Below are 24,760 nucleotides of genomic sequence, written 5' to 3'. Positions count from 1 at the left end.
CCTGCCTTATTTCGCTTTATTGTAGACGTCGAAGATCACGGCAGCCAGCAGCACCAGACCTTTGATCATCTGTTGGTAATCAATGCCGATGCCCATGATCGACATGCCCATGTTCATCACACCCATGATCAGCGCACCGATCACCACGCCGACGATCTTGCCCGAACCGCCGGTCATTGACGCGCCGCCGATGAACACCGAGGCGATGGCGTCGAGTTCAAACCCGGTGCCAGCCTTGGGGGTGGCCGAGTTGAGGCGTGCCGTCACCATCATGCCCGCGAGGGCAGCCAGAACGCCCATGTTGACAAAGCAGGCAAACACCAGACGGTCCGAGTTGATGCCCGACAGTTTCGCGGCCTTTTCATTGCCGCCCACCGCGTAGATGCGCCGCCCCATCGTGGTGTTTTCGGTGAAAAACGCATAGAGCACGGTGAGGACAATCAGCACCACCAGCACGTTCGGCAGGCCTTTGAGGTAGGCGAGTTGATAGCCGACAAAGGCGGTGGCGGCGGCGATCAGCACGGTGCGGCCCATGAACAGGGCCATCGGCTCGGCCTCCATCCCGAACTCGGCATCGCGGGCGCGGGCGCGGAAACCGAGCCAGAACTGCGCGCCGATGGCCAGCAGCACAAGGATCACCGTCAGGCCGTGCGGTTGTCCGATGCCGGTGAGGTCGGGCAGGAAACCGCTTGAAATCGCTTGGAATTCTTTCGGAAATGGCCCGATGTTCTGGCCGCCGAGCATCCACATCGTCGCCCCCCGGAACACCATCATGCCTGCAAGCGTCACGATGAAGGAGGGGATGCGCCAGAACGCCACCCAGTAGCCTTGCACAGCGCCAATGCAGCCGCCCACCAGCAGCGTCAGGGGGATCACCACATAGAACGGCAGGCCGAGATTGACGGTCAGATAGGCCGCAACAGCGCCCGTGAACGCCGCAACCGAGCCTACCGACAGGTCGATATGCCCCGCCACGATCACCAGCAGCATCCCCAAGGCCAGGATGATCACATGGCCGTTTTGCAGGAAGATGTTGGTGATGTTCTGCGGCTGCAGGAACGTCTTGCCCTGATAGCCCAGCAGCGCCGAGAACAGCACCACAATCGCCACCAGCGCCAGCAACATGCCGTTTTCGCGCAACCGATCGCCCAAAGCCGAGCTGGATTTTTTCTCTTGTGCCATTACGCAGCCTTCCCTTCACCCTTCAGGATCAGCGCCATGATCTTCTCTTGGCTGGCTTCCGACCGATCCAATTCCCCCACGATACGCCCTTCATTCATCACATAAATCCGGTCACACATCCCCAACAACTCGGGCATTTCCGAGCTGATCAACACGATAGACCGCCCCTGTTCGGCGAGTTCCTTCATAATGGTGTAAATCTCGAACTTCGCCCCCACGTCGATGCCGCGCGTGGGCTCGTCAAGGATCAGAACCTCGGGTTCGGTGAACAGCCATTTCGACAGCACCACCTTTTGCTGGTTGCCGCCCGAGAGGTTCACCACCTTTTGCTGCACGCCGGGCGTGCGGATCGCCAACTGCTTGCGGTAGCCTTCCGCCACGCGGGTTTCGCGCCGTTTGTCCAGCACGCCGCGCATGGCCACGCCTGCCAGATTGGCCAAGGTGATGTTCTTCACGATGGGTTCTTCCAGCACAAGGCCCAGACCCTTGCGGTCTTCTGTCACGTAAGCAATGCCCGCTTTCACAGCCTTGGGCACGGTGGACACATCGACCTCGGCCCCGTGCATCTTGATGCTGCCCTTGTGGCCCTGCCCGTAGGACTGGCCGAAGATCGACATTGCAAGTTCGGTGCGCCCGGTGCCCATCAGGCCCGCGATGCCGACGATCTCGCCCTTTTTGACGTTGAACGATACGTCCTTGATGATCTGCCGCTCGGCCTGTTCGGGGTGCCAGACGTTCCAGCCCGCAACCTCCATCAGCACCGGGCCGGGGTTGGGGGTGCGTTCGGGATAGCGGTGGGCCATGTCGCGGCCGACCATATCGCGGATGATGCGGTCTTCGGTGATTTCGTGCTTGTCCATCGTGGACACCGAGGCACCATCACGGATCACGGTGATGCGGTCGGCGACGCGGGAAATTTCGTTCAGCTTGTGGCTGATGATGATCTGCGTGACGCCCTGCGCCTTCAATTCCAGCATCAGATCGAGCAGTTTCTGGCTGTCATTTTCCTGCAAGGCCGCCGTCGGCTCATCAAGGATCAACAGACGCACATCCTTGGCCAAGGCCTTGGCGATCTCGATCAACTGCTGTTTGCCGACGCCCAGCTTTTCCACCTTGGTGGTAGGCAATTCATTGAGGCCGACCTTTTTCAGCAAGCCTTCGGTGCGCTGATAGGCCTGACCCCAGTTGATCACGCCGTTCTTCGCCACTTCGTTGCCCAAGAACAGGTTCTCGGCAATCGACAGCAGGGGCACCAGCGCAAGTTCCTGATGGATAATGATAATCCCGCGCGCTTCGCTGTCGCGGATGTTGCGGCAAGCCAAAGTCTCGCCGTCATAAATGATGTCGCCCTCGTAAGAGCCGAACGGATAGACCCCCGACAGCACCTTCATCAGGGTGGATTTGCCCGCGCCATTCTCGCCGCAGATCGCGTGAATCTCGCCCGGTGCGACGCTGAGCGACACGTTGTCCAACGCCCGCACGCCCGGGAAGACCTTGCTGATCCCCCGCATCTCCAACAATGCTGTCATGGTTTCCTCCCGAAAGCCCGTGCCCGCCCGGATAGGCGGGCACGAGTTAAGCTTACTTCAGCTGATCAGCGGTGTAATAGCCCGAAGTGACCAACACAGCTTCGTAGTTGCTGACGTTGACCGGCTGGCTTTCCAGCAGATAGGACGGCACGACTTTCACGCCGTTGTCGTAGGTTTTGGTGTCGTTGATTTCCGGCTCGGCGCCCGAGAGAACGGCGTCGACCATCTTGACGGTGACTTTTGCCAGCTCGCGGGTGTCCTTGAAGATCGACGAATACTGCTCGCCCGCGATGATCGACTTGATCGACGGGATTTCGCAATCCTGGCCGGTGACGATCGGCATCTTCAGATCGCCCGAGCCATAGCCCACGCCCTTGACCGAGGACAGAATCCCGATCGACAGACCATCATAGGGCGACAGCACGCCGTGCAGCACCTTGTCGCCATAGTTCGACGACAGCAGGTTATCCATGCGGGCTTGTGCTACGGCAGCATCCCAACGCAGGGTGCCGACCACCTTCATGCCGGTCTGGCCCGAGGGGATCACGATCTCGCCCGAGTCGATCATCGGCTGCAGCACCGACATTGCGCCATCGTAGAAGAAGAAGGCGTTGTTGTCGTCGGGCGAGCCGCCGAACAGTTCGACATTCCACGGCTTGGTGTCGGCGAAACGCTCTTTCAGGCCTTCCACCAGGCTGGTGGCCTGCTGCACGCCGACTTTGAAGTTGTCGAAGGTGGCGTAGTAGTCGACCGAGCCGGAATCGCGGATCAGACGGTCATAAGCGATGACCTTGATGCCAGCTTTGTTGGCAGCATCGAGCGCGTTCGACAGGGTGGTGCCGTCGATGGCCGCGATCACCAGCGCCTTGACGCCGTTGGTGATCATGTTTTCGATCTGTGCCAACTGGTTCGGGATGTCGTCTTCTGCGTATTGCAGATCGGCGGTGTAGCCCGCTGCGGTGAACTGATCCACCATCGACTTGCCGTCCGAGATCCAGCGTGCCGAGGACTGCGTCGGCATCGCGATGCCGATGGTGCCCTTGTCTTGCGCGAAAGCCGGCAGACCGAACACGCTTGTTGCAGCCGCAGCGCCGCCCAGCGCCAGAAGCGCCCTTCTTGAAACTTGCATTCTCTATCCTCCCAAGCAGCACATTGGCTGCGATAACCCGACGGCTGGCGAAGGCGGACCCTCCCAAGACCGTGCGGCACTCTTGCAACAGCGATTTATATCGGTCAAATGATGAAATCTTATATACACATGGCGGGAATGATATGCCAAAACCTCTGAGCGCCGATCTTCTGGCACAGCGTGGGTTGAAACTGAGCCATCTGCGGCTGATGGCGGCTTTGGCCGAAAGCGGGCAGATCAGTCTGGCGGCGGGGCAGATCGGCACGACGCAGCCTGCCGCCTCGCGCCTGCTGGCAGAGGTGGAGCGCATCGTCGGCACCCCGGTGCATCAGCGCACCGGGCGCGGGATGAGCCTGACGGCGGTGGGGCAGGCGCTGGCCGCCCGCGCCCAGCGTATCCAGATGGAGTTGCGCGATGCCGCCCGCGATATGAGCGAGGTCGCGTCGGGCAGCGCGGGGCATGTGCGGATCGGGTCTGTGACCGGGCCTGCCATTGACCGCGTGCTGCCGACGCTGCGCAACGCGCGGCTGACCGCACCGCAGGTGACGGTCGAGGTTGTGGTGTCGCCCTCGGATCTTCTGTGTGAGCAACTGCTGGCAGGGCGGCTGGATTTTGTCATTGGCCGTCTGCCCGAAGGCCCCAGCCGCGATTTGTTCACACTCGCCCCGATTGCGACGGAGCCTGTCAGTCTGGTGGTGCGCAAGGGGCATCCCTTGGCCAATCATCCGAACCCGACACCGCAAGACCTGCTGGCCTATGACTGGGTGATGCCGCCGCCCGAATCCTTGCTGTCACGCGCCGTCCACGCCCGCCTGCGCGCCAGCGGCATGCCCAGCCCGCCGCAACGGCTGTCTACCGCGTCGTTCCTGCTGATCTTCGCCTTGCTCCAGCAATCCAACGCCATCGCGCCCTTGGCCCGCGCCGTTGTCACCAGCTTTTCGGCGCATCCTGACGCGCCCTATGTCGAACTGGCGGTTGATCTGGGGATCGAGGTGGAAACCTTCGGCCTTGTCACCCGCGCCGATGCGATCCTGCCGCCGGTTGCAGCGCGGTTGGCGCGAGAGATACAGAACATGGTGATCGTGTAACGAGCCTTCGCCAGGTGGAGCAGCCAAGCAAACTGTCCAGGCCCGGAATCAAGGCGCGAATGCGCCGCCGGGCAGCGCCCGACCGCCCCCTCGGGCGGGCGCTATTGCCATGTCTCGCTTAGAACTTCTGGCGGATTTCTTGAGGCATAAAGCGCCTAGAATTTCTGTGGCTCGCCCACCCGGCGGTCGGGCGCTGCCCTGTGGGGCATTGGTTCGTCAGCCGCCAGACATTCCCCGCAGCTTGCCAACAATCTCGTCCACCACGTCCGCCAATGGCTGATCAATATCCACCGCCACCGCCCGCTCATCCGGCCCCGGCGCCTCTAGCGTGGCGAATTGGCTGTCGAGCAGGGCGGGGGGCATGAAATGGCCTGTGCGCGCGGCCATGCGGGCCTCGACCACTGCGCGCGATCCGGCCAGATGCACGAAGAAAACACCGCCGCCGGCCTCTTGGTCGATCAGCGTGCGGTAGCTGCGCTTCAGGGCCGAGCAGCCCACAATCCCCGGCGCGGTCAGCGCCTGACCCACCAGCCGCAGCCACGGCCAGCGGTCGTCATCGTCCAACGCTTCTCCGCGTGCCATCTTGGCGATGTTCTGGGCCGGGTGCAGATCGTCGCCATCGCCGTAGGGCAGGGCGATGGCTTGGGATAGTGCCTCCCCGACCGAGGATTTACCGCAGCCGGAGACCCCCATCAGGATGATCTTCACAGCGAGACCGTGATGCCGCCGTCCACATGCAGGCATTGGCCGTTCACGAAACTCGATGCCGCCGAGGCGAGAAACACGCAGGCCCCCACCAATTCCTCCACCCGGCCCCAGCGCCCGGCGGGGGTGCGTTTGATCAGCCAGTCGTTGAAGGCGGGGTCGGCGATGAGGGCGGCGTTCAACGGCGTTTCAAAATACCCCGGCGCAATCGCATTGCATTGCAGCCCGTGCTTGGCCCAATCGGTTGCCATGCCTTTGGTCAGGTTGCCGACAGCGCCCTTGGTGGCGGTATAGGGTGCAATGCCGGGCCGCGCTAAAGCGGTCTGCACCGAAGCGATGTTGATGATCTTGCCCGCGCCGCGCGCGATCATGTGGCGGGCGACGGCTTGGCCGACGTTGAACACACTGGCGACATTGGTCTGCAACAGGCGTTGGAAGGCGTCTTCGGGGAAGTCTTGCAGCGGGCCGCGATGCTGCATGCCTGCGTTGTTCACCAGAATGTCGATCGGGCCGATGGCGGCCTCAAACCCATCGACCGCCGCGCGCGCGGCTTTGTAGTCGGTGACGTCAAACACCAGCCCGCGCGCGCCCGGCACCTGCGCCACCGCCGCATCAAGCCGCGCCTGATCGCGGCCGTTCAGCACCACTTCGGCCCCCGCCTCGGCCAGCCCCTTGGCCAGCGCAAAGCCGATGCCCTGTGACGCCCCGGTGATCAGCGCCCGCTTGCCCGTCAGATCAAACAGCTTCATTTTGTTCCCCTTTGCCAGCCCGCAGTTATGTTGGCGCTAACTGCGGCTGTCAATCTCGGGCGGTGTCGTGGTGGCGGGGCGGTTGATCAGCGCATGGGCGGCGCTCTGGAAGGCCGCGAACACTTGGGCCCGCACGGGTTCGGGCACGCCGGTATCGCGCAGGGCCTGCGCCATGCAGGCCAGCCAATCTGCGGCGTCTTCGGGGCGGATCGGCACATGGCCGTGCTGATCCTTCAGGTTCAGCGCGCCGGGGCGCAGCATGTAATCGCGTCGCCCGCCGAGAAATCCGCAGAGAAATTCGAACTGAGCGGCGCGCACATGCGCGATGCCATGGCCACGAAAATGCAGGTGCAGGATGTGCCTCCCCGCAGGCGCGGTCTCGATCAGGTCGTAGAAGCGGTCCACCAGCGCGCGCAGCACCGCCTCGCCGCCCATGCGGTCGATGACCGAGGTCATGCCCCACCCTCAGGATTGCGGGCGGGTTTTCTTTGGATCATAGGCCGAGGTTGCCGTCACTATCGCGGGCAGGCGTTTCTGCTGTCCGTCAAGCTTACCGACCTCTACCGCCGTGCCTGCCGCGGCATGGGCGGAGTCGATGCGGGCGAGGGCGATGTTCTTGCCCAACAGCGGAGAGCGCATGGCCGAGGTGACAACGCCGACCTGCGCGCGCCCGATATAGATGCCATCGCCGTGGCCAACATCGACCGCCGCATCAATCTCTAACCCGACAAACTTGTCACGCGGGTTTTCCTTGCGGCGGATCAGCGCGTCACGCCCGATGAAATCATCGGTTTTCGATTTCAGGGGCACGGTAAAGCCGATGCCAGCCTCGAACGGGTCGGTCTGGTCGCTGAAATCATAGCCGGCAAAGATCAACCCGGCCTCGATCCGCACCATATCGAGCGCCGCCAGACCCATCGGGCGCAGGCCCTGATCGGCACCGTTTTCCCAGACCGCATCCCAGACCGCCGCGCCATCTTTCGGGTGGCAGAAAACTTCATAGCCCAATTCGCCGGTGTAACCTGTGCGCGACACCACGACTGGCGCGCCGTTCGGGCCGCCGAGGCGACCGATGGTCAGGCGGAACCAGCCGAGTTCGGCAATCGTCGGCTGATGCGGGGCGGTCCAGATCATTCGCTTCATGATCTCGCGGCTGTTCGGCCCCTGCACGGCCAGATTGTGCAACTGATCGGTGGATGAGCGCACCATCACCTTCAGTCCCAGCTTTTCCGCCTGTTCGCGCAGCCAAATGCCGGAATAATCATCACCGCCGATCCAGCGGAACTGATCTTTCCCCAAGCGGAACAGGGTGCCGTCATCAATCATGCCGCCGTGTTCATAGCACATCGCGGAATAGACCACCTGACCGATGGAAAGCTTTTTCACATCGCGCGTCAGGCAATAGTGCAGCAGGACTTCGGCATCGGGGCCGGTGACTTCGAACTTGCGCAGGGGCGACAGATCCAGCACCACGGCCTTTTCGCGGCAGGCCCAGTATTCTTCAATCGCGCCGTTGCTGGAATAGGTCTGCGGCAGCCAGTAGCCCTTGTATTCCACCAGATTGCGGGTTTTCTCGGCAATGCGGGCGTGGAAGGCGGTTTCCTTGGTCATCACAGGCTCCGATTTCGGGGTGGGGCGGTAGGCGATGGACCGCTGGAAAGTCTCGGCACCGTCGTAGGTGCGCACGTGGATATCCGACAGATACCAGCCATTCGCGGGCGAGGTATCGTCGGGGCAGGCAGAGTTGACGCAGACCAGATCGGTCAGCGCGCGCAAGAGAACGTAGTCGCCGGGGCGCGACCATGGCTCATCCGCGATCAGCACGCCATGGGCGTCGATGTTGGTGTTGAAGAACATGTTCACCGCCATCCAGCCGGGGCGGGCGGTCACACCATGCGGGGCGAGGGCGTGGTTGAAATTGTCCGAGCAGTTGACATGGCCGGGATAGCCGATGTCGTCATAGTATTTCGACGCACAGGCCATCGCAAAGGCGTCGTGGCGGCCAACGGTATCCTGGATCACCTCGACCAGCGGCAGCCAATCCTGATCATAGTATTTCGCGTGCAGGCCAGGCATCGAATAGGCATGGCCCATCAGCGTGCGCGAGGTGGTCACATCCAGCGGATGTTCCAGCCCCTTATCCAGCTTGCGGGCAGAAAAGCATTGGAAATCCGTGCATTGGCGGCCTTCGACATCAATGATCTGGATATAGTCGCCTGCCTTGACGAAGTAGCTTTCCGCCGTTGCCGATTTGACGCGCAGATCCAGCACTGGGGTGGCCAGCGGATCGGGGAGTTCTGGTTTCTGCACGCCCAGCACGGTGGAGCGTTGCACGCGCACGCCGATCGGCGTCGCGGTATCCTGTGCGTCGGGCGACATCGCGCCACCGGGGGCGGCGATGATCAGCACGCCGTCGCGGGTAGCGGTGAAGGACTCGGTGTCGCCTGCGGGCGAGTCTGCGCCGAACAGGGCGACTGCGCGGGCGTCTGCAAGGTTGATGCCGCGCCGCTCGATCCCCAAACGCAGGCCTGCGATCCCGGGGGCGCGAGATTCGGCCAGCAGGGCCTTGAGGCCCGCCGCATCGGCATTTCCGTTGGTGCCCAGCATCCCCGGATCAACCCGGCCTGTGGCGTCTGCTGCCACCAGCTCGGCCCGCTGGCCGCCTTCAAGGTTGACCACCGTGACCTGATCGCCGGTGTTCAGCCGGATCAGCCATCCACCGCCGCCCGGCACCTCGAACCGTTCCAGCCCCATGCGGGTGCCGAAGGGTTCAGGCGTGAGGATCTGGCTGGGGCGCGGCGGGCCGGGGCGCACTGTCGGGTATGAGTCGAGCATCGGAGCCTCACTTTTTGCATACACGGCAAATTTGTTTCTTTTGAAGAATATCGCGGATCAGGAATTGCGCAAGCGTTTTGCGCGGCTAACCTGCGGAGTGACCTAACAGCGGAGGACCCTTGTGCAATCGCTTTTCCTTGGCCTGACGGCGGCGCTGCTGTGGGGGCTGCATGACTTTACCGTGCGCAAGATCGGCGCGAAAGCCGATGCGGCGGCGCTTTACCTGATTGTGCTGGTCGTCGGCGCGGTTTTGCTGATGCCGCTGGCGCTGGGCGCGGGCGGGTGGGAGACGCTGACGCCTGCCGTGCTGGGCCTGTGTGCTGCGGCGGGCGTGGTGGCGGCGGTGGCGGGTTATGGGCTCTATCGTGCTTTTGCGATTGGCCCGGTGCGGCTGGTGGCGCCCATCTGCGGCGCGTTTCCGCTGCTGTCGGTCGGATATGCGGTGGCGCGCGGGGCCGAGGCGGGGCCGATGGTCTGGCTGGGGGTGATTGCGGTGGTGGGCGGTATCGCGGTGGTGGCGCGAGGCGAGACGGCAGAGGGTGAGGGTGCGCCCCGTGCAGCGGTGGCTTGGGCGCTTATGGCCTGTGTCAGCTTTGCCGCGACCTTTGGGCTGTTGCAGGCAGCGGCAGAACAGGCAGCGGATTTGCCGGTATCGCTGATCTCACGTCTGGCGGCCTGTGCGGCGATGCTGATCTGGGTTGTCGTGCAACGCATTGATTTGAAACCGGCCTTGGCGCTGTGGCCGACGCTGTCGCTGATGGGCGCGCTGGATGTGACCGCGCTGACGGCTGTCACCGTGGCGGGCGGCTTTGCGCGGCCCGAGTTTGCCTCGGTCGCGGCGTCGATCTTTGGCATTGTCACCATCCTGCTGGCGTGGCGCTTTTTGGGCGAAGCGTTGAAGCCGCTGCAATGGGCTGGGGCGGTGGTGGTGTTCGCCGGGATCGCCATCTTGGGGCTTGTCTGAAATGAAAGGTTGCTTGTCGGAAATGAAAGCAACTATCGGGGCGCTTCGCGTCATATTCCTGTCAAGAAAGACATGAGGGCGAAATGCGCTATTCGGGTTTCAAGGTAATTGCCGAGGCTTTGACCGGGCATAAGGGTTGGAAACCAGCATGGCGTGATCCGGCCCCGCAGGCGGCTTATGATTACATCATCGTCGGCGGTGGTGGGCATGGCTTGGCCACGGCCTATTATCTGGCCAAGGAATTTCAGCAGGCGCGGATTGCGGTGTTGGAAAAGGGCTGGATCGGTGGCGGCAACGTCGGGCGCAACACCACGATTGTGCGCTCAAACTATCTGCTGGATGGCAATGAGCCGTTCTACGAATTCTCGATGAAGCTGTGGGAGGGGTTGGAGCAGGACTTCAACTACAACGCCATGGTCAGCCAACGCGGCATCATCAACCTGTTTCACACCGATGCGCAGCGCGATGCGGCGACGCGGCGCGGCAATGCGATGATCATGCACGGCGCGGATGCGGAATTGCTGAACAAGGAACAGGTGCGGGCGATGTATCCGTTCCTGAACTTTGAAAATGCCCGCTTCCCGATCAAGGGCGCGCTGATGCAGCGTCGCGGTGGCACAGTGCGGCATGATGCGGTGGCCTGGGGCTATGCGCGCGGCGCGGATTCTCGCGGTGTGGACATCATCCAGAACTGTGAAGTCACGGGGATGCGGATTGAAAATGGCCGCGTGCTGGGGGTGGAAACCTCGCGCGGGTTCATTGGCGCGAAGAAGGTCGGCGTGGCGGTGGCGGGATCGTCGTCAAAGGTGATGTCGCATGCCGGGATGCGGTTGCCGATGGAAAGCCATGTGCTGCAAGCCTTTGTGTCCGAGGGGTTGAAGCCGCTGATCGACGGCGTGATGACCTATGGCGCGGGGCATTTCTATGTCAGCCAGTCTGACAAGGGCGGATTGGTGTTTGGCGGCGATATTGATGGCTATAATAGCTATGCCCAACGCGGCAACCTGCCGGTGGTCGAGGATGTGGCCGAGGGCGGCATGAGCCTGATGCCGATGATTGGCCGCGCGCGTCTGCTGCGGATGTGGGGCGGGATCATGGATATGTCGATGGACGGCAGCCCGATCATCGACAAGACCCATATTGACGGCCTCTATTTCAACGGTGGCTGGTGCTATGGCGGCTTCAAGGCGACCCCCGCCAGCGGCTGGGCCTTTGCGCATCTGCTGGCCAAGGATGCCCCGCACAAGACCGCGACGGCCTACCGTTTTGATCGTTTCGCCAAGGGCCTGATGATCGACGAAAAGGGCCAGGGTGCCCAGCCGAACTTGCATTGAGGGCGTGATGCAACTGATGCGCATCATGTGCCGCTCTTTGCTCGATTTGTCCCGCGACAAATCGGGCCGCGCCTGCCTGCCCCCGGCAGGCGCGTTTCTCGCGCCCGCCCAGTCAGGCGCGCCCCGATTTCCCAAACGCAGGGTTTACGCACTACGCCCCTTGGCCAACGGCCTCCGGCCTTTTGGCCAACGCACCGGCAAACTCTGCCCCGCAGAGTTTGCTGTCGGTGCGGCCCCCACCTTCACAACGTTGTCGCCCGCAAGGAGCCTGACATGATCATCCATCACCCCCTTCTCGGCCCGCGCGACAGCCAAGAGTTCATCTACCTCGGCGATGCCGCCCTGATCCACCGCCCCGATGGCATGGCGGAAGGCGCGTTGGAGCGTTTTGTCGATTACACCTATCTGCGCGACAACCCCGCCGGGGTTCACCGCGAGCTTTGGTATCACGAGCAGGGCGACCGATCGTGGCTGGTCGTCACCCGCAACACTGTCACCCATGAAATCACCGCAGTCGAGATGGCGCGTGACGTCGCCCGCAAGGAAGGCCGCAGCAAATGAGCCGTATCTCTGGCGGTCAGATCGACCGCAGCAAAACCCTGCGCTTTCAGTTCGACGGGCAAAGCTTTACCGGCCATCCCGGCGATACTTTGGCCTCGGCGCTGTTGGCGAACAATGTGCGCCTGATGGGGCGCAGCTTCAAATACCACCGCCCGCGCGGGGTGATCGCTGCTGGGTCGGAAGAACCGAACGCGATTGTCGAGTTGCGCACCGGCGCACGGCAGGAACCCAACACCCGCGCCACGGTGATCGAGCTGTTTGACGGGTTGAGCGCGCAAAGCCAGAACCGTTGGCCGTCGCTGAAATTCGACGCGATGGCGATCAATGATCGCCTGTCGCCGTTCTTTGCCGCAGGGTTTTACTACAAGACCTTCATGTGGCCGGCAGCCTTCTGGGAAAAGCTTTACGAGCCGATCATCCGCCGTGCCGCTGGTCTGGGCAGCCTGTCGAAACAAGACGATCCCGATGCCTATGACAAAGGTTTCCTGCATTGCGACCTGCTGGTGATCGGCGCTGGCCCCGCTGGCCTGTCTGCCGCATTGACCGCAGGTCGGGCAGGGGCGCGGGTGATCCTCGCCGACGAAGATTTCCGCATGGGCGGGCGTCTCAACGCCGAAACGCTGGAGGTCGGCGGGGCTGCGGGGGCCGATTGGGCGGCACAGGCGGTGCTGGAACTGGCATCGCTGCCGAATGTCCGCCTGATGACCCGCACCACGGTGATCGGCGCTTTCGATCACGGCATCTATGGCGCGGTTGAGCGCGTCTCGGACCACCTTGCCACGCCACTTCCCGGAAAACCACGTCAAATCCTGTGGCGCATTTACACCAAGCGCACGATCCTTGCAGCTGGAGCCATCGAGCGCCCGATTGCGTTTGAGAACAACGACCGCCCCGGCATCATGCTCGCGGGGGCGTTGCGGGCCTATGCCAACCGCTGGGGCGTGGCCGTGGGCGAAAGCGTTGCTGTGTTCACCAACAACGATGACGGGTTGCGCACGGTCGCTGACCTGAAAGCCAAAGGCCTGAACGTCGCCCTGATCGACGCCCGCCAAGGCGATGAGGTGATTGATTCCGCAGGCCGTCTGGGCCTGAAAAGCATCACAGTGCGTCGCGGCAATGGCCGCACCGAAACCCTGCACGTTACCGCGCTGGGCGTTTCGGGCGGCTGGAACCCCAACCTCAACATCGCGTCGAACCATCGTGGCCGCCCGGTTTGGGATGATCAGATCGCGGCCTTCATCCCCGCGCCGGAAAGCATCGCGGGCCTGTCGGTTGTGGGGGCCGCTGCAGGCGCGTTCTCGACCCATGCCGCGCTGAGCATGGGGGCCACCCATGCCACCGCGGCCCTCGCCGATCTTGGCATCACTGCCCATGCCGATACGCCAATGGCCGAAGATGCGCCCCTGAACCTGAAGCCGGTCTGGTATGTGCATTCCGGCAAGGGCCGCGCTTGGGTTGATCCGCAGAATGACGTGACGGTCAAGGATGTGAAGCTGGCCAAGCAGGAAGGCTTCATCTCGGTCGAACATCTGAAACGCTACACCACGCTTGGGATGGCGACCGATCAGGGCAAGACCGGCAATGTCTTGGGCCTTGCGGTGATGGCCGAACTGACCGGCAAGACCATCCCCGAAACCGGCACAACGATCTATCGCCCGCCTTATACTCCGGTGGCGATGGGCGCTTTGGGGGGCCGTGCGCGGGGCGAAGATTTCAAACCCACACGCCAGACCCCCAGCCACAAATGGGCCGAGGAACAAGGTGCGGTGTTTGTCGAGGTTGGCTACTGGCTGCGCACCCAATGGTTGCCGCGCAAGGGCGAGACCACCTGGCGGCAATCGGTGGACCGTGAAGTGCTGCAAACCCGCAAATCGGCGGGCATCTGCGACGTGACCACCTTGGGCAAGATCGACATTCAGGGCACCGATGCGGGCCTGTTCCTTGACCGGGTATATGCCAATAACTTCGCCAGCCTTGCGGTCGGCAAGACCCGCTACGGCTTGATGCTGCGCGAAGACGGCATGGTGATGGACGATGGCACCACCGCGCGGATGGGTCAGAATGAATATGTGATGACCACCACCACCGCCAATGCGGTGCCGGTGTTCCGGCATCTGGAGTATTGCCGCCAAGTGCTGTGGCCGGATCTGGACGTGCAACTGATCTCGACCACCGAGGCTTGGGCGCAGTATTCGGTCGCTGGCCCCAATGCACGGAAATTGCTGCAAAAACTGGTGGATCAGGATATCTCTGACGCGGCCTTCCCCTATATGGCCTGCGGAAATATCACCGTGCAAGGCACCCGCGCGCGGCTGTTCCGCATCAGTTTCTCGGGCGAATTGGCCTATGAGATCGCGGTGCCGACCCGCTATGGCGATGCGATGATCCGCGCCTTGGTCGAGGCTGGGCGCGAGTTTGACGCGGTGGTTTATGGCACCGAGGCGCTGGGCGTGATGCGTGTCGAGAAAGGCCACGTGGCAGGCAATGAGTTGAACGGGCAGTCGAGCGCGCTGAACATGGGCCTTGGCAAAATGGTGTCGAAGAAGAAAGACGCCATCGGCATGGTGCTGTCACAGCGCGAGGGCATGACTGCCCCGAATGGCTATCGCCTTGTCGGCGTCAAACCTGTGGACCCGGCGCAAAGCCTGACCGCTGGGGCGCATTTCCTTGCCAAAGGGGCCGAGGCGGTGGCGGCCAACGATGGTGGCTGGCTGACCTCGGTGGTCTATTCGCCGCATCTGGGGCATTCCATCGGCCTCGGCTATCTGAAATCCGGGGATAGCCGGAAGGGTGAGCGGCTGCGCAGCGTCAACCTGCTGGCGGGCACGGATGTTGAAATTGAAATCGTCAGCCCGCATTTCTTTGATCCGGAAGGGGAGCGTCTCCGTGGCTAATCCGTTGAAACCCCTCACCGCCTTGGGATCGCCCACCGCGCAATCCGACACGATCGGCGCGGTCACGATCACCGAAAACCCCAATACCGCGCTGGCCTCGCTCGCATCCCGTCTGGGGCGCGAGGCCGAGGTGGTAAGCCTTGCGGCCAGCGCTGGCATCCCGCTGCCAGGGCCCGGTCGGGCCGAGGCCGCTGCGACCTATGCAGCACTTTGGCTTGGGCCAGAGCAGTGGATGGTCGAAGCCCCCGTTGCCACGCATGAGGACATCACGGCGATCCTGAAGCCGATCTTCGGCGAGGCCGCTTCGATCACCGAGCAAACCGATGCTTGGGTGCGCTTTGACATCACCGCCAGCGATCTGCCGGGGTATTTCGAGCGGCTGAGCAACTTTGACCTCGCCCGCGCCGGGGCAGGGGCCGCCACCCGCACCGTGATCGACCATCTGGGCTGCTACATCATCCGCCGCAGTCAAACGCTGGTCAGCCTGCTGGGGCCGCGTTCCTCGGCGCACAGCCTGCATCATGCGCTGGTGACGGCGGCCAAGGCGATCTTGTAGGGATTCGTTTCGGCGCAAAGCGCGCATCGGAGTGCCGAAGATTGATCCCGGACAATCTGGCGAAGGCCATCGCCTTCGCCAAGCGGTGCGAGGGCCGCTGAAACCGCCGGGCCCCAAAGGCCCGGCCAGCGCCCGACCCGCCGATGGCGGGCGCTTCTCGCCCGCCGGGTCGGGCGCTGGCCTCTGCGTTCTCTCGCTGACGTGACTACAGGATCGAGCCGCACGCGCGGGCGGGGAAACGCAATGCGTTTCCTGTTTCCGCCCGGACTTTGGGCGCACTCAAACGGGTGACTCGCCATGCCACCCTAATCGTTTGGCGGCATAGCCCCCGCCAGCCCCCGCAAGCCCACCAACCGCCGCCGCTCGTCATTCGGGTTCACGCCAAAGGCCTCGGCGTAGTGTTTGGTCATCGGGGTCGAACTGGCATAGCCCACCGATTGCGCAATCTCGCGGATGCTTTGGGTCGAATAGAGCACGCGCTGGCGGGCTTTCCGCAACCGCATCAGGCGGTAATATTTCAGCGGGCTTTGCCCGGTCGCCTGCTTGAAGCACCGCTCCAGATGGCGTTCTGACATCGCCAAAGCCTCTGCCACATCGGCGATCTGCAACGGGTCTTCGATATGCTCGGCAAAGATGGTGATTGCGGCGCGCACGGTGTCGGGCAGCAGATCATCGGTGCCGCCCTGCTTTTGCACCGGCACCTTTTGCGCGGCATCCTCGGTGCGCACAAACGGATGCTGGAACCAGCAGGCCACTTCCGTCATCGTATCGCGGCCCAAGCGTTCCTCGATCAGCCGCAGCATCAGATCGAACACCGCACCTGCGCCCGAGGCGGTGTAGCGCCGCCGATCCCGCAGGATCACGGCTTGGCTGGCTTGCATATCAGGAAACTCGGTCTTGAACGCCGCCTCATAACACCAATGCACCGAAACCGCGTGCCGCTCCATCACGCCGGAGCGCACCAGCGGAAAGATCCCGCCGGAAAACCCGCCCAGCACCACGCCAGAACGATCCAGCCAGCGCACCTGCGCATTGCCGCGCTTGGGGTTCTGGAACTGCGCGGTGGGGGCCGATAGGAAGAACAGATAGTCCAGCCCCACCGCATCTTGCAGGGTGACATCGGGGTCAAACCGCACCTCGGCCGAGGACCGGATCGGGCTGGCCGCCTCGCCAATCAACTGCCAGGAAAATTCGCGCCGACCAGTGATTTCGTTGGCGGCGCGCAACGGCTCGATAGCCGAGGTCAGACAGGCCATCGGAAAGCCGGGGAACAGCAAAAAGCCAAGGTTGGCGGCGGTATCGCGGTGTATGTTCATCGCAGCCGATTTTCTGTTGAGTGGGCTTCTGTTTCACGGTAGTAAACAAGCGTAAGAGTGATCGCAGACAGAGCCGTTTTCATGGACAACACCGCAGACGACCCCATCCTGCCCCGCGCGAAACCGGCGTTTGACCAGGACCCGCACCGCGTCCGCGAATTGTCCGAGCGCAATCTGGAAATGGCCATCGGGCGATCCGTCCGTGCATTTCGGCGGGCACAAGGCATGACGGTGGCCGATTTGGCCGGCGTCACCGGGCTTTCCATCGGCATGTTGTCAAAGATCGAAAATGGCATCACATCGCCCTCGCTGACCACGCTGCAAATCCTGTCACACGCGTTCTCCACGCCCGTCACCTCGTTCTTCCGTGGCTTTGAGGAACGCCGCGAGGTGCAGCATGTCAAGGCCGGGGATCATATCGAGATCGAGCGCCGTGGCACCCGCGCGGGGCATCAGTATCACTTGCTGGGCCATATCGGATCGAACGATTCCGGCGTGCTGGTTGAACCCTATCTGATCACGCTGACCACCGAGTCCGACACATTCCCGGCGTTTCAGCACGACGGGATCGAGCTGTTGTATATGCTGGAAGGTGAGGTCGAATACCGTCATGGCGATCAGCTTTTCCATTTGAAGCCGGGGGATAGTCTGTTCTTCGACGCCGATGCCCAACATGGCCCTGAAGTTCTGGTCAAACTGCCCGCGCGCTATCTGTCGATCATCTCCTACAAGCAGGCCTGAGTTATCCTGATCGCCCGAACCGAAAGAAAACGCTTCAGTGGAGCGTTTTCCGGTTCGTTGCCCATAAGCCTGAAAGGCGTTGGGCAAGTGGCGATGTGCCACAAACCGTGGGGATGAAAATCGGGGCGCGCCTGCCGGGGCGAGGCAGGCGCGGCCCGATTTGGCGCGGGCCAAATCGGGCAAGGGCGGTCATTCCGGCGCAAAGCCGGGGCTGGTCGGCAAGCCATCGTCAAACTGCGCCAGATAGTCCAGCATCAGCGGCTTGTTGCGGATAAAGCCCTTGTAGGTCGCCAACTCATCCGGGATGGTCTGCACAACCCGATGCATCCGCCGTGCCCATTTCGGCACCGTCACCAGATCCTGAAAGCTGATCAGATAGCAGCGGATCGGGAAGGCGATAGCGTTGGAGCGCGGCAGGCGGTGCAGCGTCTGCAACTCGACCCGCAGATGCTGACGGCGGCCCACCGTCTCGGGCGTCATCGTGGTTTTCGACGGGCCCCATTTCGGATAATTCTCGGGGCTGGTGTCCAGCAGCGGATCCACCGTCATCGTCCAGTTGAACCGCCGCACCGGCACGCCGTGCTGCAACTTCAGCAGGAACTTCAACGCCCGATCAAAAATCCCCAGCTGATGCGCCAAGGGCACCGGGGCGTGCCATTGCTTGAAGCTCATGCCGATGTCGAAATCCAGGCTCCAATCGGCCTGCGTCGTCACCATCCCGGCTTCGATCCACAGATCCTCATCACGCTGATCTTGCAGGGTAAAATCGCCCTGCGTCTGCCGGGTGATGTATTCCATCGGCCCACACGGCAGGGTCGAGGCATCAAGGAAGGTGAACTTCTGCTCAATCTGCAAGGGCCGGTTGACCCAATGCCACTGATTGCCGTCCTTGGTCAGCGAAAACCAGTGCGGATAATCCAGCGCCTTGCTTTCCATGATCAACTCCAGCAGATCCCAGCCCGCCAGTTCCATATGCGGCAGGCTTTGGCAGCGCAAAGGATCATCCGCCAGCACCTGCGCGCGGTCGCGCATTTCCGAGACGTAATGCTCGTCCACATCGAACATATGCTCGAACACCGAGCCGACCGGCCCCGGCACATGCGGCTCCATATTCACCGAATACATGTAATTGTCTTCGGGGAAGGGGAACGGGAAGCGTTTGATCGCGCGTTCCGAGTTGCGATAGGTGAAATCGCCGCGAAAGGTTTCGTCGTTGAAATCCAGTGACATGCGTGTCCCCCTTATCTGTCCAGCACAAGGCCCGCACCGCGAAACCGCGAGACGCAGGGCATGATCTTGGTATTGCTGGCTTTTTGTTCATCGGTCAGCCAGTGGTCGTTGTGTTCGATATGGCCGTCGCAGCGCAGAACATCGGTCTCGCATTGCCCACACGCGCCGCCCCGGCACAGGTAGGGCGCGTCCACGCCCGCAGCCTCGATCGCCTCGAGCAGCGATTGGTTCGGCTGCACGGTGATGCTTTTTCCCGAAGCCGCAAGGGTCACATCAAACGCCTGACCCACGGGGGGCGCGAGGAATTCTTCCGAATGCACCGCACGATCCGGCCAGCCCATCGCCTTTGCTGTGGCATGAACCCAAGCGATCATCCCCTTCGGCCCGCAGACATAGACATGCGTGCCAAGCGGCTGGGTTTTCAACAGGTTGGCAAGCTCGATCTTTTCGTCAAACTCGTCATGATAGACATGCACGCGGGGCCCGTAATGGCGGCGCAGGTGATCAACATAGGCCCCAAGCGCGGGCGAGCGCACGGAGTAATGCAATTCGAACCGCCCGCCCATCGCCTCTAGCTGCGCCATCTGCGCCACGAACGGCGTGATACCGATGCCGCCCGCGATCAGCAGGTGTTTCTTGGCGCGCGCATCCAGCGGAAACAGGTTGACCGGCTGGCTCAGCACCATCTCCATCCCCGGCCGGACATGGTTGTGCATGTAAAGCGAGCCGCCCCGGCCCGCCTCGTCGCGCCGCACCGAGATTTCATAGCCGCTGGTTTCGCCCGGAGAACTCATCAGCGAATAAGGGTTCATCCGGCGGGTGCCATGGTCGTCCATCTCGACCACCACATGCGCGCCACCGGAAAACACCGGCATCGCACCGCCGTCACGGCGCTGAAAGCGAAAGCGTTTGATCAGATCATTGACCTCAACCACCTCGGCCACCACCACCGGGATTTTGGGCGCACCGACACTCATTTGAAGCGCTCCACCGCAGCCGGAACCAATCCGGGGTCTTCCGCATCAATATTCACGCCCTGAAATGCCGCCAACCGGCGCGAGAAATGGTCGCGCACGAACAGGCTTAGCCCGCAATGGCTGCACACGAAGGGATCAAGCGTGACATTCTCGGTGATGCCCTTGCAATGCACGCATTGCACCCGGCGTGCCAAGGATCCGCGATGCTCCATCTGCACCGCCTCGTAGGGCAGCCCCGCGGCCTGCGCGCAAGCCGCGACCTGCGCCATCAGCCCCTCGGTGCCAGCGGCGTAAATCTGCATCCCCATATGGCCATCGGCCAGAACCTTGGTCAGCCGGGGCAGGGCGGCGGCAAAGCTGGGCGCGCGGTGAAATTGCGCAACCCCCAAGGCCTGCAGCGCAGAGGTCTGATCGTAGCCGTTCACACCGGGAATATAGATGACATGCGCGCTGGATTTCAGCGCTGGCGCTGCGGTCAGCACATCACAGACAGCACCCGCACCTTCGCCATCGGCCACGAACAGATGCGCAGACCCCACGCCCGGTGTCAGCACGCCGTAAACCGGGCGGCTTGGAATAGCTGGCTCAAACTCGGTCTTGGTCATCGTCACGTCAACCCTTGCGTATGCTAGCGACTTCATCTTGGTCTAAATACTCCCGCCGGAGGCTCCTGAGGCTCGCGCCGGATGCCTCCGGCGGGAGTATTTTTGCCAAGATGAAGCCTTAGCCCTTTGCCGTCCGGCGTTTCTTTTCCACATCGAAGAACGGCATCGCGTGGGTGGTGGCGGCAAACTCGCCGTGGGTGGCGCAGTTGACCACCAGCTTGGTGCCGTTGTTGGCGCAATCCACCGGCAGGCGGGCGATGGCGATGGTCCAGTCGTTCAGCGGCGAATACATCGCTTGGGTGACGACGCCGACCTTCTTGCCGTCCTTGAACACCGGCGCGCCATTGCCGGGAACATTCTTGCCTTCCAGCTTCAGGCCCCAGATTTTGAAGCGTTCTTTGCCCTTCAGGCGGTAATGTTCTTCCGCGCCGCGAAAGCCCTGCTTGCCGGGCGAGACGGTGAAATCGAGGCCGAGTTCCCACAGGGTATCGCCGGGGCCTTCGTTCTCGAACGGATACATCTCGGAATTGTCGAAGGGGAAGAACAGCAGGTAGGACTCGGTGCGCAGCATGTCGAGGGTGGTAAAGCGGCAGGGGATGATCCCCATGTCTTTTCCTTCCTCAAGGATGCGATCCCAGATCATCGGCGCATCTTGGCCGCGACAGAAAATCTCATACCCCCGCTCGCCGGTATAGCCCGTGCGCGAGATCATCACCGGCTTGCCAAACAGCGAGGTCTGCATCTGGCTGAAATAGGCCAGATCGCGGATACCCGGCACGTGCTTGGCGAGGTAATCCACCGCCAGCGGGCCTTGCAGCGACAGATCGTGCAGGTTGTCATCAAACCGCACTGACACATCGCGGCCTGCAGCGGCCATGGTCAACTGCTCAAAGCCTTGGCCCGAGCCATGCACCACCATGAAAGCATTCGGCCCGGTGCGGTAGATCACGCAGTCATCGACGAACTTGCCGGCATCGTTCAGCATCGTGGCGTAAACCGACCGCCCCGGCATCAGCTTTTCCATGTTGCGGGTGGTGGCACGTTCAATCACGTGGCTGGCGGCGTGACCGACGATATGCACTTTCTTCAGCCCGGAGACGTCCATCAACCCGGCCTTGGTGCGGATCGCCATATATTCGGCATCCGCGTCGCCCTTTTCATACGACCATGCCGTGCCCATGCCCGACCAGTCTTCCAGATTGGACCCCAATGCGCGGTGACGGTCAGCGAGCGTTGAGAATCGCCAGGAATTTGTCATGGTGCCCCCCTAGAGCGGTTTTGTTTGCTGGCAACAGTCTGCGACCGGGTTTTGCTAAAATCAACCTTCTTGTGCAAAATTATTTCCTGACAGGGAATTTTCTGGGCGGGTCTGCGCCAAAATCAAACGGGCGGCCCGATGACCGCCCGTTTGCCTAAATCATCAGCATTTTCAGGCCGGCAGCGTTAGCTTGGCAGCACGAAGAACCAGTTTGACCACAGCACCATCGCCGCACCCGCAACCAGCGCCAGATAGGGCAGCATCCCGGCCTTGCGCGGCCCCAGATCGCCGTGATCGGTCAGGCCCAGATCCTCCATCGCCTCTTTCGGGAAGTGGCCTTTGTCTTGCACATAGTGGCGGAACCAGAACACCGGCAGGATCAGGGCGGCAAACACCAGCCCTGACCACAGGGCGTTCTCATAGCCCCAGACCTTCGCCCCTGCGCCAAGGAACAGCGCGTTGACGAAAGCCAGCACGGTGTTGACGCCGATCAGCCAGTTAGGCGCCTTCCACGGGCGGTTCAGATGGCCTGAGTCGATGCGGTGAATCCAGCCCGCGTTCAGGTTCAGGAAGTTGAACAGGATGTAGCCGACGTTGGAAATCGCCAGCACGTAGAAATAGCCGCCGGCATCTGAGGCCAAAGCCAGCAGGATGACGTTGAAGCCAAAATCCGTCCACATCGCCCCAACCGGCGCGCCGTGTTCGTTGGTTTTCACCAGATATTTCGGCAGCCAGCCATCGCGCGAGCCTTGATAGAGCGTGCGCGACGATCCGGCCATGGCCGTCATGATCGCCAGAAACAGCGCCATGATCATCAGGATCACGAAGATCTGGATGAACACCGGATTGCTGCCCACCATCGCGCCCAAAGCCGCAGCCACGCCGGTGCCATCAACGATGCCGGTTTCCAGCATACCGCCCAGACCGTAGACGCCCTGGAACGAGAACGGGATCAGGAAGAAGAACACGATGCACAGAAGCCCCGAATAAAAGATCGCCCGGAATGTATCGCGCTTGGGGTCTTTCAGCTCGGCCGTGTAGCAGACGGCGGTTTCAAAGCCGTAGGTCGACCACGCGGCGATATACATACCGCCCAGAAACAGCGTCCAGCCGCCGATGTTCCACTCACCATTCACGCCCGAATAGGCGGCGGTGGGGGGCACGATGCCGGTGACGTTCATCGTGTTGATCTCGCCGGTGATGATCGGGATCAGGCCGACCAGCAGCAACGGGATCAGCACGATCACCGCCAGCACCTTCTGCGCACTTGCCGTGGCGGCGATGCCGCGGTGCTGGATCGCCAGCATGATCAGCATCAGCACAACGCCAATCACGAAGGTCGAGTTGAAATGCAGCGTGCCGAGACCGGGGACGTTCAGGGCATAAGCCTCCCACACGCGGAAGGCCGGGGTCAGGGCTGCCACGCCATCGGCACTGGCCACGGCTTGAATCGCAGCCTCGGGCGTCACACCGGGATTGGCGGCGATGTAATCGACCACCGATTGTGTGGTGGCGGTATAGTCGGCCATATGGGCTGCGACCCAAGCCACCACCTGCGGCGCGGTATCCAGCGGGATCGGGAACAAGGCGTTCAGGATATAGCCCGCCGCGATGGCGCAACCCAAGGACAGCACGGGCGACCAGGCAAACCAGTTGCACCACACCGACAATGGCGCGATCAGCTTGGAATAGCGCAGCCAAGCGGTGGCCCCATAAACGGATGTGCCGCCGGATTTATTCCCGAACATGCCCGCCATCTCGGCATAGGTGAAGCTTTGCGAAAAGCCCATGATCATCGACAGCATCCACACCACGAAGGCGGCTTGCCCGGCCACCCCCGCGATGCCGCCGATGGAAAACAGCACAAGCGGCGGCACCCCTGCGGCGACCCAGAAGGCGCCCTTCCAATTCAGCGTGCGATGCAGATCGCCCGCTTTGCTTTCAGTTGACATGAAGTTTTCCTTTATCCCTGTTGCTGCCCGGCCTTCAGATGGCCCGGTCGTTCGGTTTCAGTTGCGTCACATTGTAGCGGCTCTGGCCGTGCGCAAAGCAATATTTCACCTGAGGGGAATAATTTTTAACTTTCGGTTGTATGTGAATCTCGAATCTGCCGTTTCCGCCAGCCGGAGTGCCGTAAAATCTGGCGATCAGCCACGCGCGCCGTGCCGCCAGACCTCGAATCGGATGCGCGCGGTCTTGTAGGCATCCATCATCGCCAGCGCCCAGACGAACAATCCCCCCGCAAGCTTGCCGACCAGCGTGACCTCTGGGGCGGCGGTTTTCAGGGTGAACGCGCCCAAGAGGATGATGAAGAACACAAAGGTCAGCCCGCGGATCGGCTGGCGGTTCAGCACTTGGCCAGATCCCGGCAGGATCGTTGCGGCCAGCAAGACCAGATGCGGGTTTGGCGGTTGGCTCATGGCAAGTCCTTCAGATCATCGCGCAAGCGCAAAAGCGCATTCAGCAGCGGTTGCAACAGGGCAGGGGGCAGCGGGCTGCGGCCCATCTCGGCATCGCGGAAGGCCAGATAGCGGGTGCGGTCGGCCTCTTCGGCCAGCCAGACCAGCCGCAGGCCTTTCGGCGCGATCACCAGTTCTTTCAGCAGGTCGGGGCTTAACCGCCGCAGATGATCCAGCACCAGATCGGCGGGCGGGGCGGCTTCGGGCGCATCGCTGCGGATGGCGCAATCTTCGGGGAAACCGGCGGGCAGGGTGATCTGATGCGGCAAATCGCGGAAGTTGCTGAAGGGCTCGACCCCGCGCGGGCGCAGCATCACGTCCAGCGTGGCGCGCGCCGCCGTCGGCTCGGCCAATGTCACCAGCAGCCACAAAGCGGGCAGTTTGCGATAGGTCAGCGTGTCGGGCACCACTTGCAGATCAAACAGCGCGCCCTGATGGCGGCCCGACAGGCGCGGAAATCCGGTGGGGGCGGTGGCGATCAGGGGGGCGTCGAACAGGCCTGCGACATCGGCGAAATACTGGCCGCGCAAGGCCAGACGCGTGGCACTTTGCCCGCGTAGCCGCAGGGCAATGCCAAGGCCCATCGCAATCACCAAAGCCCAGATCAGAAAGGTCATGCTTTATCCTGAAAAAATCCGGCCCGCAGAG

22 protein-coding genes are annotated in these 24,760 nt (G+C 62.3%); 7 read left to right on the top strand and 15 right to left on the bottom strand.

Features of this window, described 5'->3' with window-relative positions:
- Positions 1-6: 6 nt before the first annotated feature.
- Genes mmsB through chvE form a run of 3 tightly spaced genes read right to left on the bottom strand, consistent with a single transcriptional unit; the run spans position 7 to position 3,840 of the window.
- On the bottom strand, positions 7-1,182 hold the full coding sequence (gene mmsB / locus ACFOGH_RS07270) for a multiple monosaccharide ABC transporter permease (protein ID WP_380072404.1): 1,176 nt from the start codon (positions 1,180-1,182) through the stop codon (positions 7-9).
- On the bottom strand, positions 1,182-2,711 hold the full coding sequence (mmsA, locus tag ACFOGH_RS07265) for a multiple monosaccharide ABC transporter ATP-binding protein (protein WP_380072403.1): 1,530 nt from the start codon (positions 2,709-2,711) through the stop codon (positions 1,182-1,184). Before mmsA ends, mmsB begins: the two co-directional genes overlap by 1 nt.
- A 52-nt stretch (positions 2,712-2,763) precedes the next feature.
- Positions 2,764-3,840: a multiple monosaccharide ABC transporter substrate-binding protein gene (gene chvE / locus ACFOGH_RS07260; RefSeq protein WP_380072402.1), complete on the bottom strand. Its 1,077-nt coding sequence runs from the start codon at positions 3,838-3,840 to the stop codon at positions 2,764-2,766.
- A gap of 143 nt (positions 3,841-3,983) precedes the next feature.
- Between chvE and ACFOGH_RS07255 the strand changes: the two genes are divergently transcribed.
- Positions 3,984-4,928, top strand: coding sequence for a LysR family transcriptional regulator (locus ACFOGH_RS07255; RefSeq protein ID WP_380072401.1), 945 nt, complete (start codon positions 3,984-3,986; stop codon positions 4,926-4,928).
- A 216-nt stretch (positions 4,929-5,144) separates the two neighbouring features.
- Here the strand turns inward: ACFOGH_RS07255 and ACFOGH_RS07250 are convergent, their stop codons facing one another.
- From ACFOGH_RS07250 to ACFOGH_RS07235, 4 genes are read right to left on the bottom strand one after another with little or no spacing between them, the layout of a single operon-like run.
- A complete protein-coding gene (locus tag ACFOGH_RS07250; RefSeq protein ID WP_380072400.1) occupies positions 5,145-5,636 on the bottom strand; it encodes a gluconokinase in 492 nt (163 codons plus the stop codon).
- Entirely contained in the window at positions 5,633-6,382 is a 750-nt protein-coding gene (locus ACFOGH_RS07245) for an SDR family oxidoreductase (protein WP_380072399.1), read from the bottom strand. Before ACFOGH_RS07245 ends, ACFOGH_RS07250 begins: the two co-directional genes overlap by 4 nt.
- Before the next feature lie 36 nt (positions 6,383-6,418).
- The gene (locus ACFOGH_RS07240; RefSeq protein WP_380072398.1) at positions 6,419-6,838 is read right to left on the bottom strand and encodes a globin domain-containing protein; all 420 of its coding nucleotides are present in this window, start codon (positions 6,836-6,838) and stop codon (positions 6,419-6,421) included.
- Between the two features lie 9 nt (positions 6,839-6,847).
- Positions 6,848-9,217 carry a DUF1989 domain-containing protein gene (locus ACFOGH_RS07235; protein ID WP_380072397.1) on the bottom strand — a complete coding sequence of 790 codons (2,370 nt, stop codon included), beginning with the start codon at positions 9,215-9,217 and terminating at the stop codon, positions 6,848-6,850.
- Between the two features lie 121 nt (positions 9,218-9,338).
- Here ACFOGH_RS07235 and ACFOGH_RS07230 point away from each other — a divergent pair, with 121 nt between their 5' ends.
- The 5 genes from ACFOGH_RS07230 (at position 9,339) to ACFOGH_RS07210 (ending at position 15,526) form a co-directional block, all read left to right on the top strand.
- Positions 9,339-10,181, top strand: coding sequence for an EamA family transporter (locus ACFOGH_RS07230; RefSeq protein WP_380072396.1), 843 nt, complete (start codon positions 9,339-9,341; stop codon positions 10,179-10,181).
- Between the two features lie 83 nt (positions 10,182-10,264).
- Positions 10,265-11,515, top strand: coding sequence for a sarcosine oxidase subunit beta family protein (locus tag ACFOGH_RS07225; RefSeq protein WP_380072395.1), 1,251 nt, complete (start codon positions 10,265-10,267; stop codon positions 11,513-11,515).
- A gap of 273 nt (positions 11,516-11,788) precedes the next feature.
- Positions 11,789-12,076: a sarcosine oxidase subunit delta gene (locus ACFOGH_RS07220; protein ID WP_380072394.1), complete on the top strand. Its 288-nt coding sequence runs from the start codon at positions 11,789-11,791 to the stop codon at positions 12,074-12,076.
- Positions 12,073-14,970 carry a sarcosine oxidase subunit alpha family protein gene (locus ACFOGH_RS07215; RefSeq protein WP_380072393.1) on the top strand — a complete coding sequence of 966 codons (2,898 nt, stop codon included), beginning with the start codon at positions 12,073-12,075 and terminating at the stop codon, positions 14,968-14,970. Before ACFOGH_RS07220 ends, ACFOGH_RS07215 begins: the two co-directional genes overlap by 4 nt.
- Entirely contained in the window at positions 14,963-15,526 is a 564-nt protein-coding gene (locus ACFOGH_RS07210; RefSeq protein WP_380072392.1) for a sarcosine oxidase subunit gamma, read from the top strand. Before ACFOGH_RS07215 ends, ACFOGH_RS07210 begins: the two co-directional genes overlap by 8 nt.
- Positions 15,527-15,831: 305 nt before the next feature.
- Here the strand turns inward: ACFOGH_RS07210 and ACFOGH_RS07205 are convergent, their stop codons facing one another.
- The gene (locus ACFOGH_RS07205) at positions 15,832-16,842 is read right to left on the bottom strand and encodes a GlxA family transcriptional regulator (protein WP_380072391.1); all 1,011 of its coding nucleotides are present in this window, start codon (positions 16,840-16,842) and stop codon (positions 15,832-15,834) included.
- Positions 16,843-16,923: 81 nt separating this feature from the next.
- Between ACFOGH_RS07205 and ACFOGH_RS07200 the strand changes: the two genes are divergently transcribed.
- Entirely contained in the window at positions 16,924-17,583 is a 660-nt protein-coding gene (locus ACFOGH_RS07200) for a helix-turn-helix domain-containing protein (RefSeq protein ID WP_380072390.1), read from the top strand.
- Between the two features lie 189 nt (positions 17,584-17,772).
- Here the strand turns inward: ACFOGH_RS07200 and ACFOGH_RS07195 are convergent, their stop codons facing one another.
- From ACFOGH_RS07195 to ACFOGH_RS07165, 7 genes are all read right to left on the bottom strand, one after another.
- Positions 17,773-18,813, bottom strand: a complete 1,041-nt coding sequence (locus ACFOGH_RS07195) for a heme-dependent oxidative N-demethylase family protein (protein WP_380072389.1) — start codon at positions 18,811-18,813, stop codon at positions 17,773-17,775.
- Between the two features lie 11 nt (positions 18,814-18,824).
- Positions 18,825-19,790 (bottom strand): PDR/VanB family oxidoreductase, encoded by a 966-nt coding sequence (locus ACFOGH_RS07190; RefSeq protein ID WP_380072388.1) that lies wholly within the window; start codon positions 19,788-19,790, stop codon positions 18,825-18,827.
- On the bottom strand, positions 19,787-20,395 hold the full coding sequence (locus ACFOGH_RS07185) for a dimethylamine monooxygenase subunit DmmA family protein (protein WP_380073975.1): 609 nt from the start codon (positions 20,393-20,395) through the stop codon (positions 19,787-19,789). Before ACFOGH_RS07185 ends, ACFOGH_RS07190 begins: the two co-directional genes overlap by 4 nt.
- A gap of 118 nt (positions 20,396-20,513) precedes the next feature.
- Positions 20,514-21,653, bottom strand: a complete 1,140-nt coding sequence (locus tag ACFOGH_RS07180; RefSeq protein ID WP_380072387.1) for an aminomethyltransferase family protein — start codon at positions 21,651-21,653, stop codon at positions 20,514-20,516.
- A gap of 185 nt (positions 21,654-21,838) precedes the next feature.
- On the bottom strand, positions 21,839-23,605 hold the full coding sequence (locus ACFOGH_RS07175; RefSeq protein ID WP_380072386.1) for an APC family permease: 1,767 nt from the start codon (positions 23,603-23,605) through the stop codon (positions 21,839-21,841).
- A 195-nt stretch (positions 23,606-23,800) separates the two neighbouring features.
- Complete coding sequence (locus ACFOGH_RS07170; protein ID WP_380072385.1) at positions 23,801-24,073, bottom strand: hypothetical protein; 273 nt, start codon at positions 24,071-24,073, stop codon at positions 23,801-23,803.
- Positions 24,070-24,729, bottom strand: a complete 660-nt coding sequence (locus tag ACFOGH_RS07165) for a hypothetical protein (RefSeq protein ID WP_380072384.1) — start codon at positions 24,727-24,729, stop codon at positions 24,070-24,072. The genes ACFOGH_RS07170 and ACFOGH_RS07165 overlap by 4 nt, the downstream gene beginning before the upstream one ends.
- Positions 24,730-24,760 lie beyond the last annotated feature (31 nt).

Source organism: Cypionkella sinensis (assembly GCF_042646385.1).
Classification (GTDB): Bacteria; Pseudomonadota; Alphaproteobacteria; order Rhodobacterales; family Rhodobacteraceae; genus Cypionkella; species Cypionkella sinensis.
Note: the sequence above shows the minus strand (reverse complement) of the source record. Positions and strands in the feature narration are given on the sequence as shown.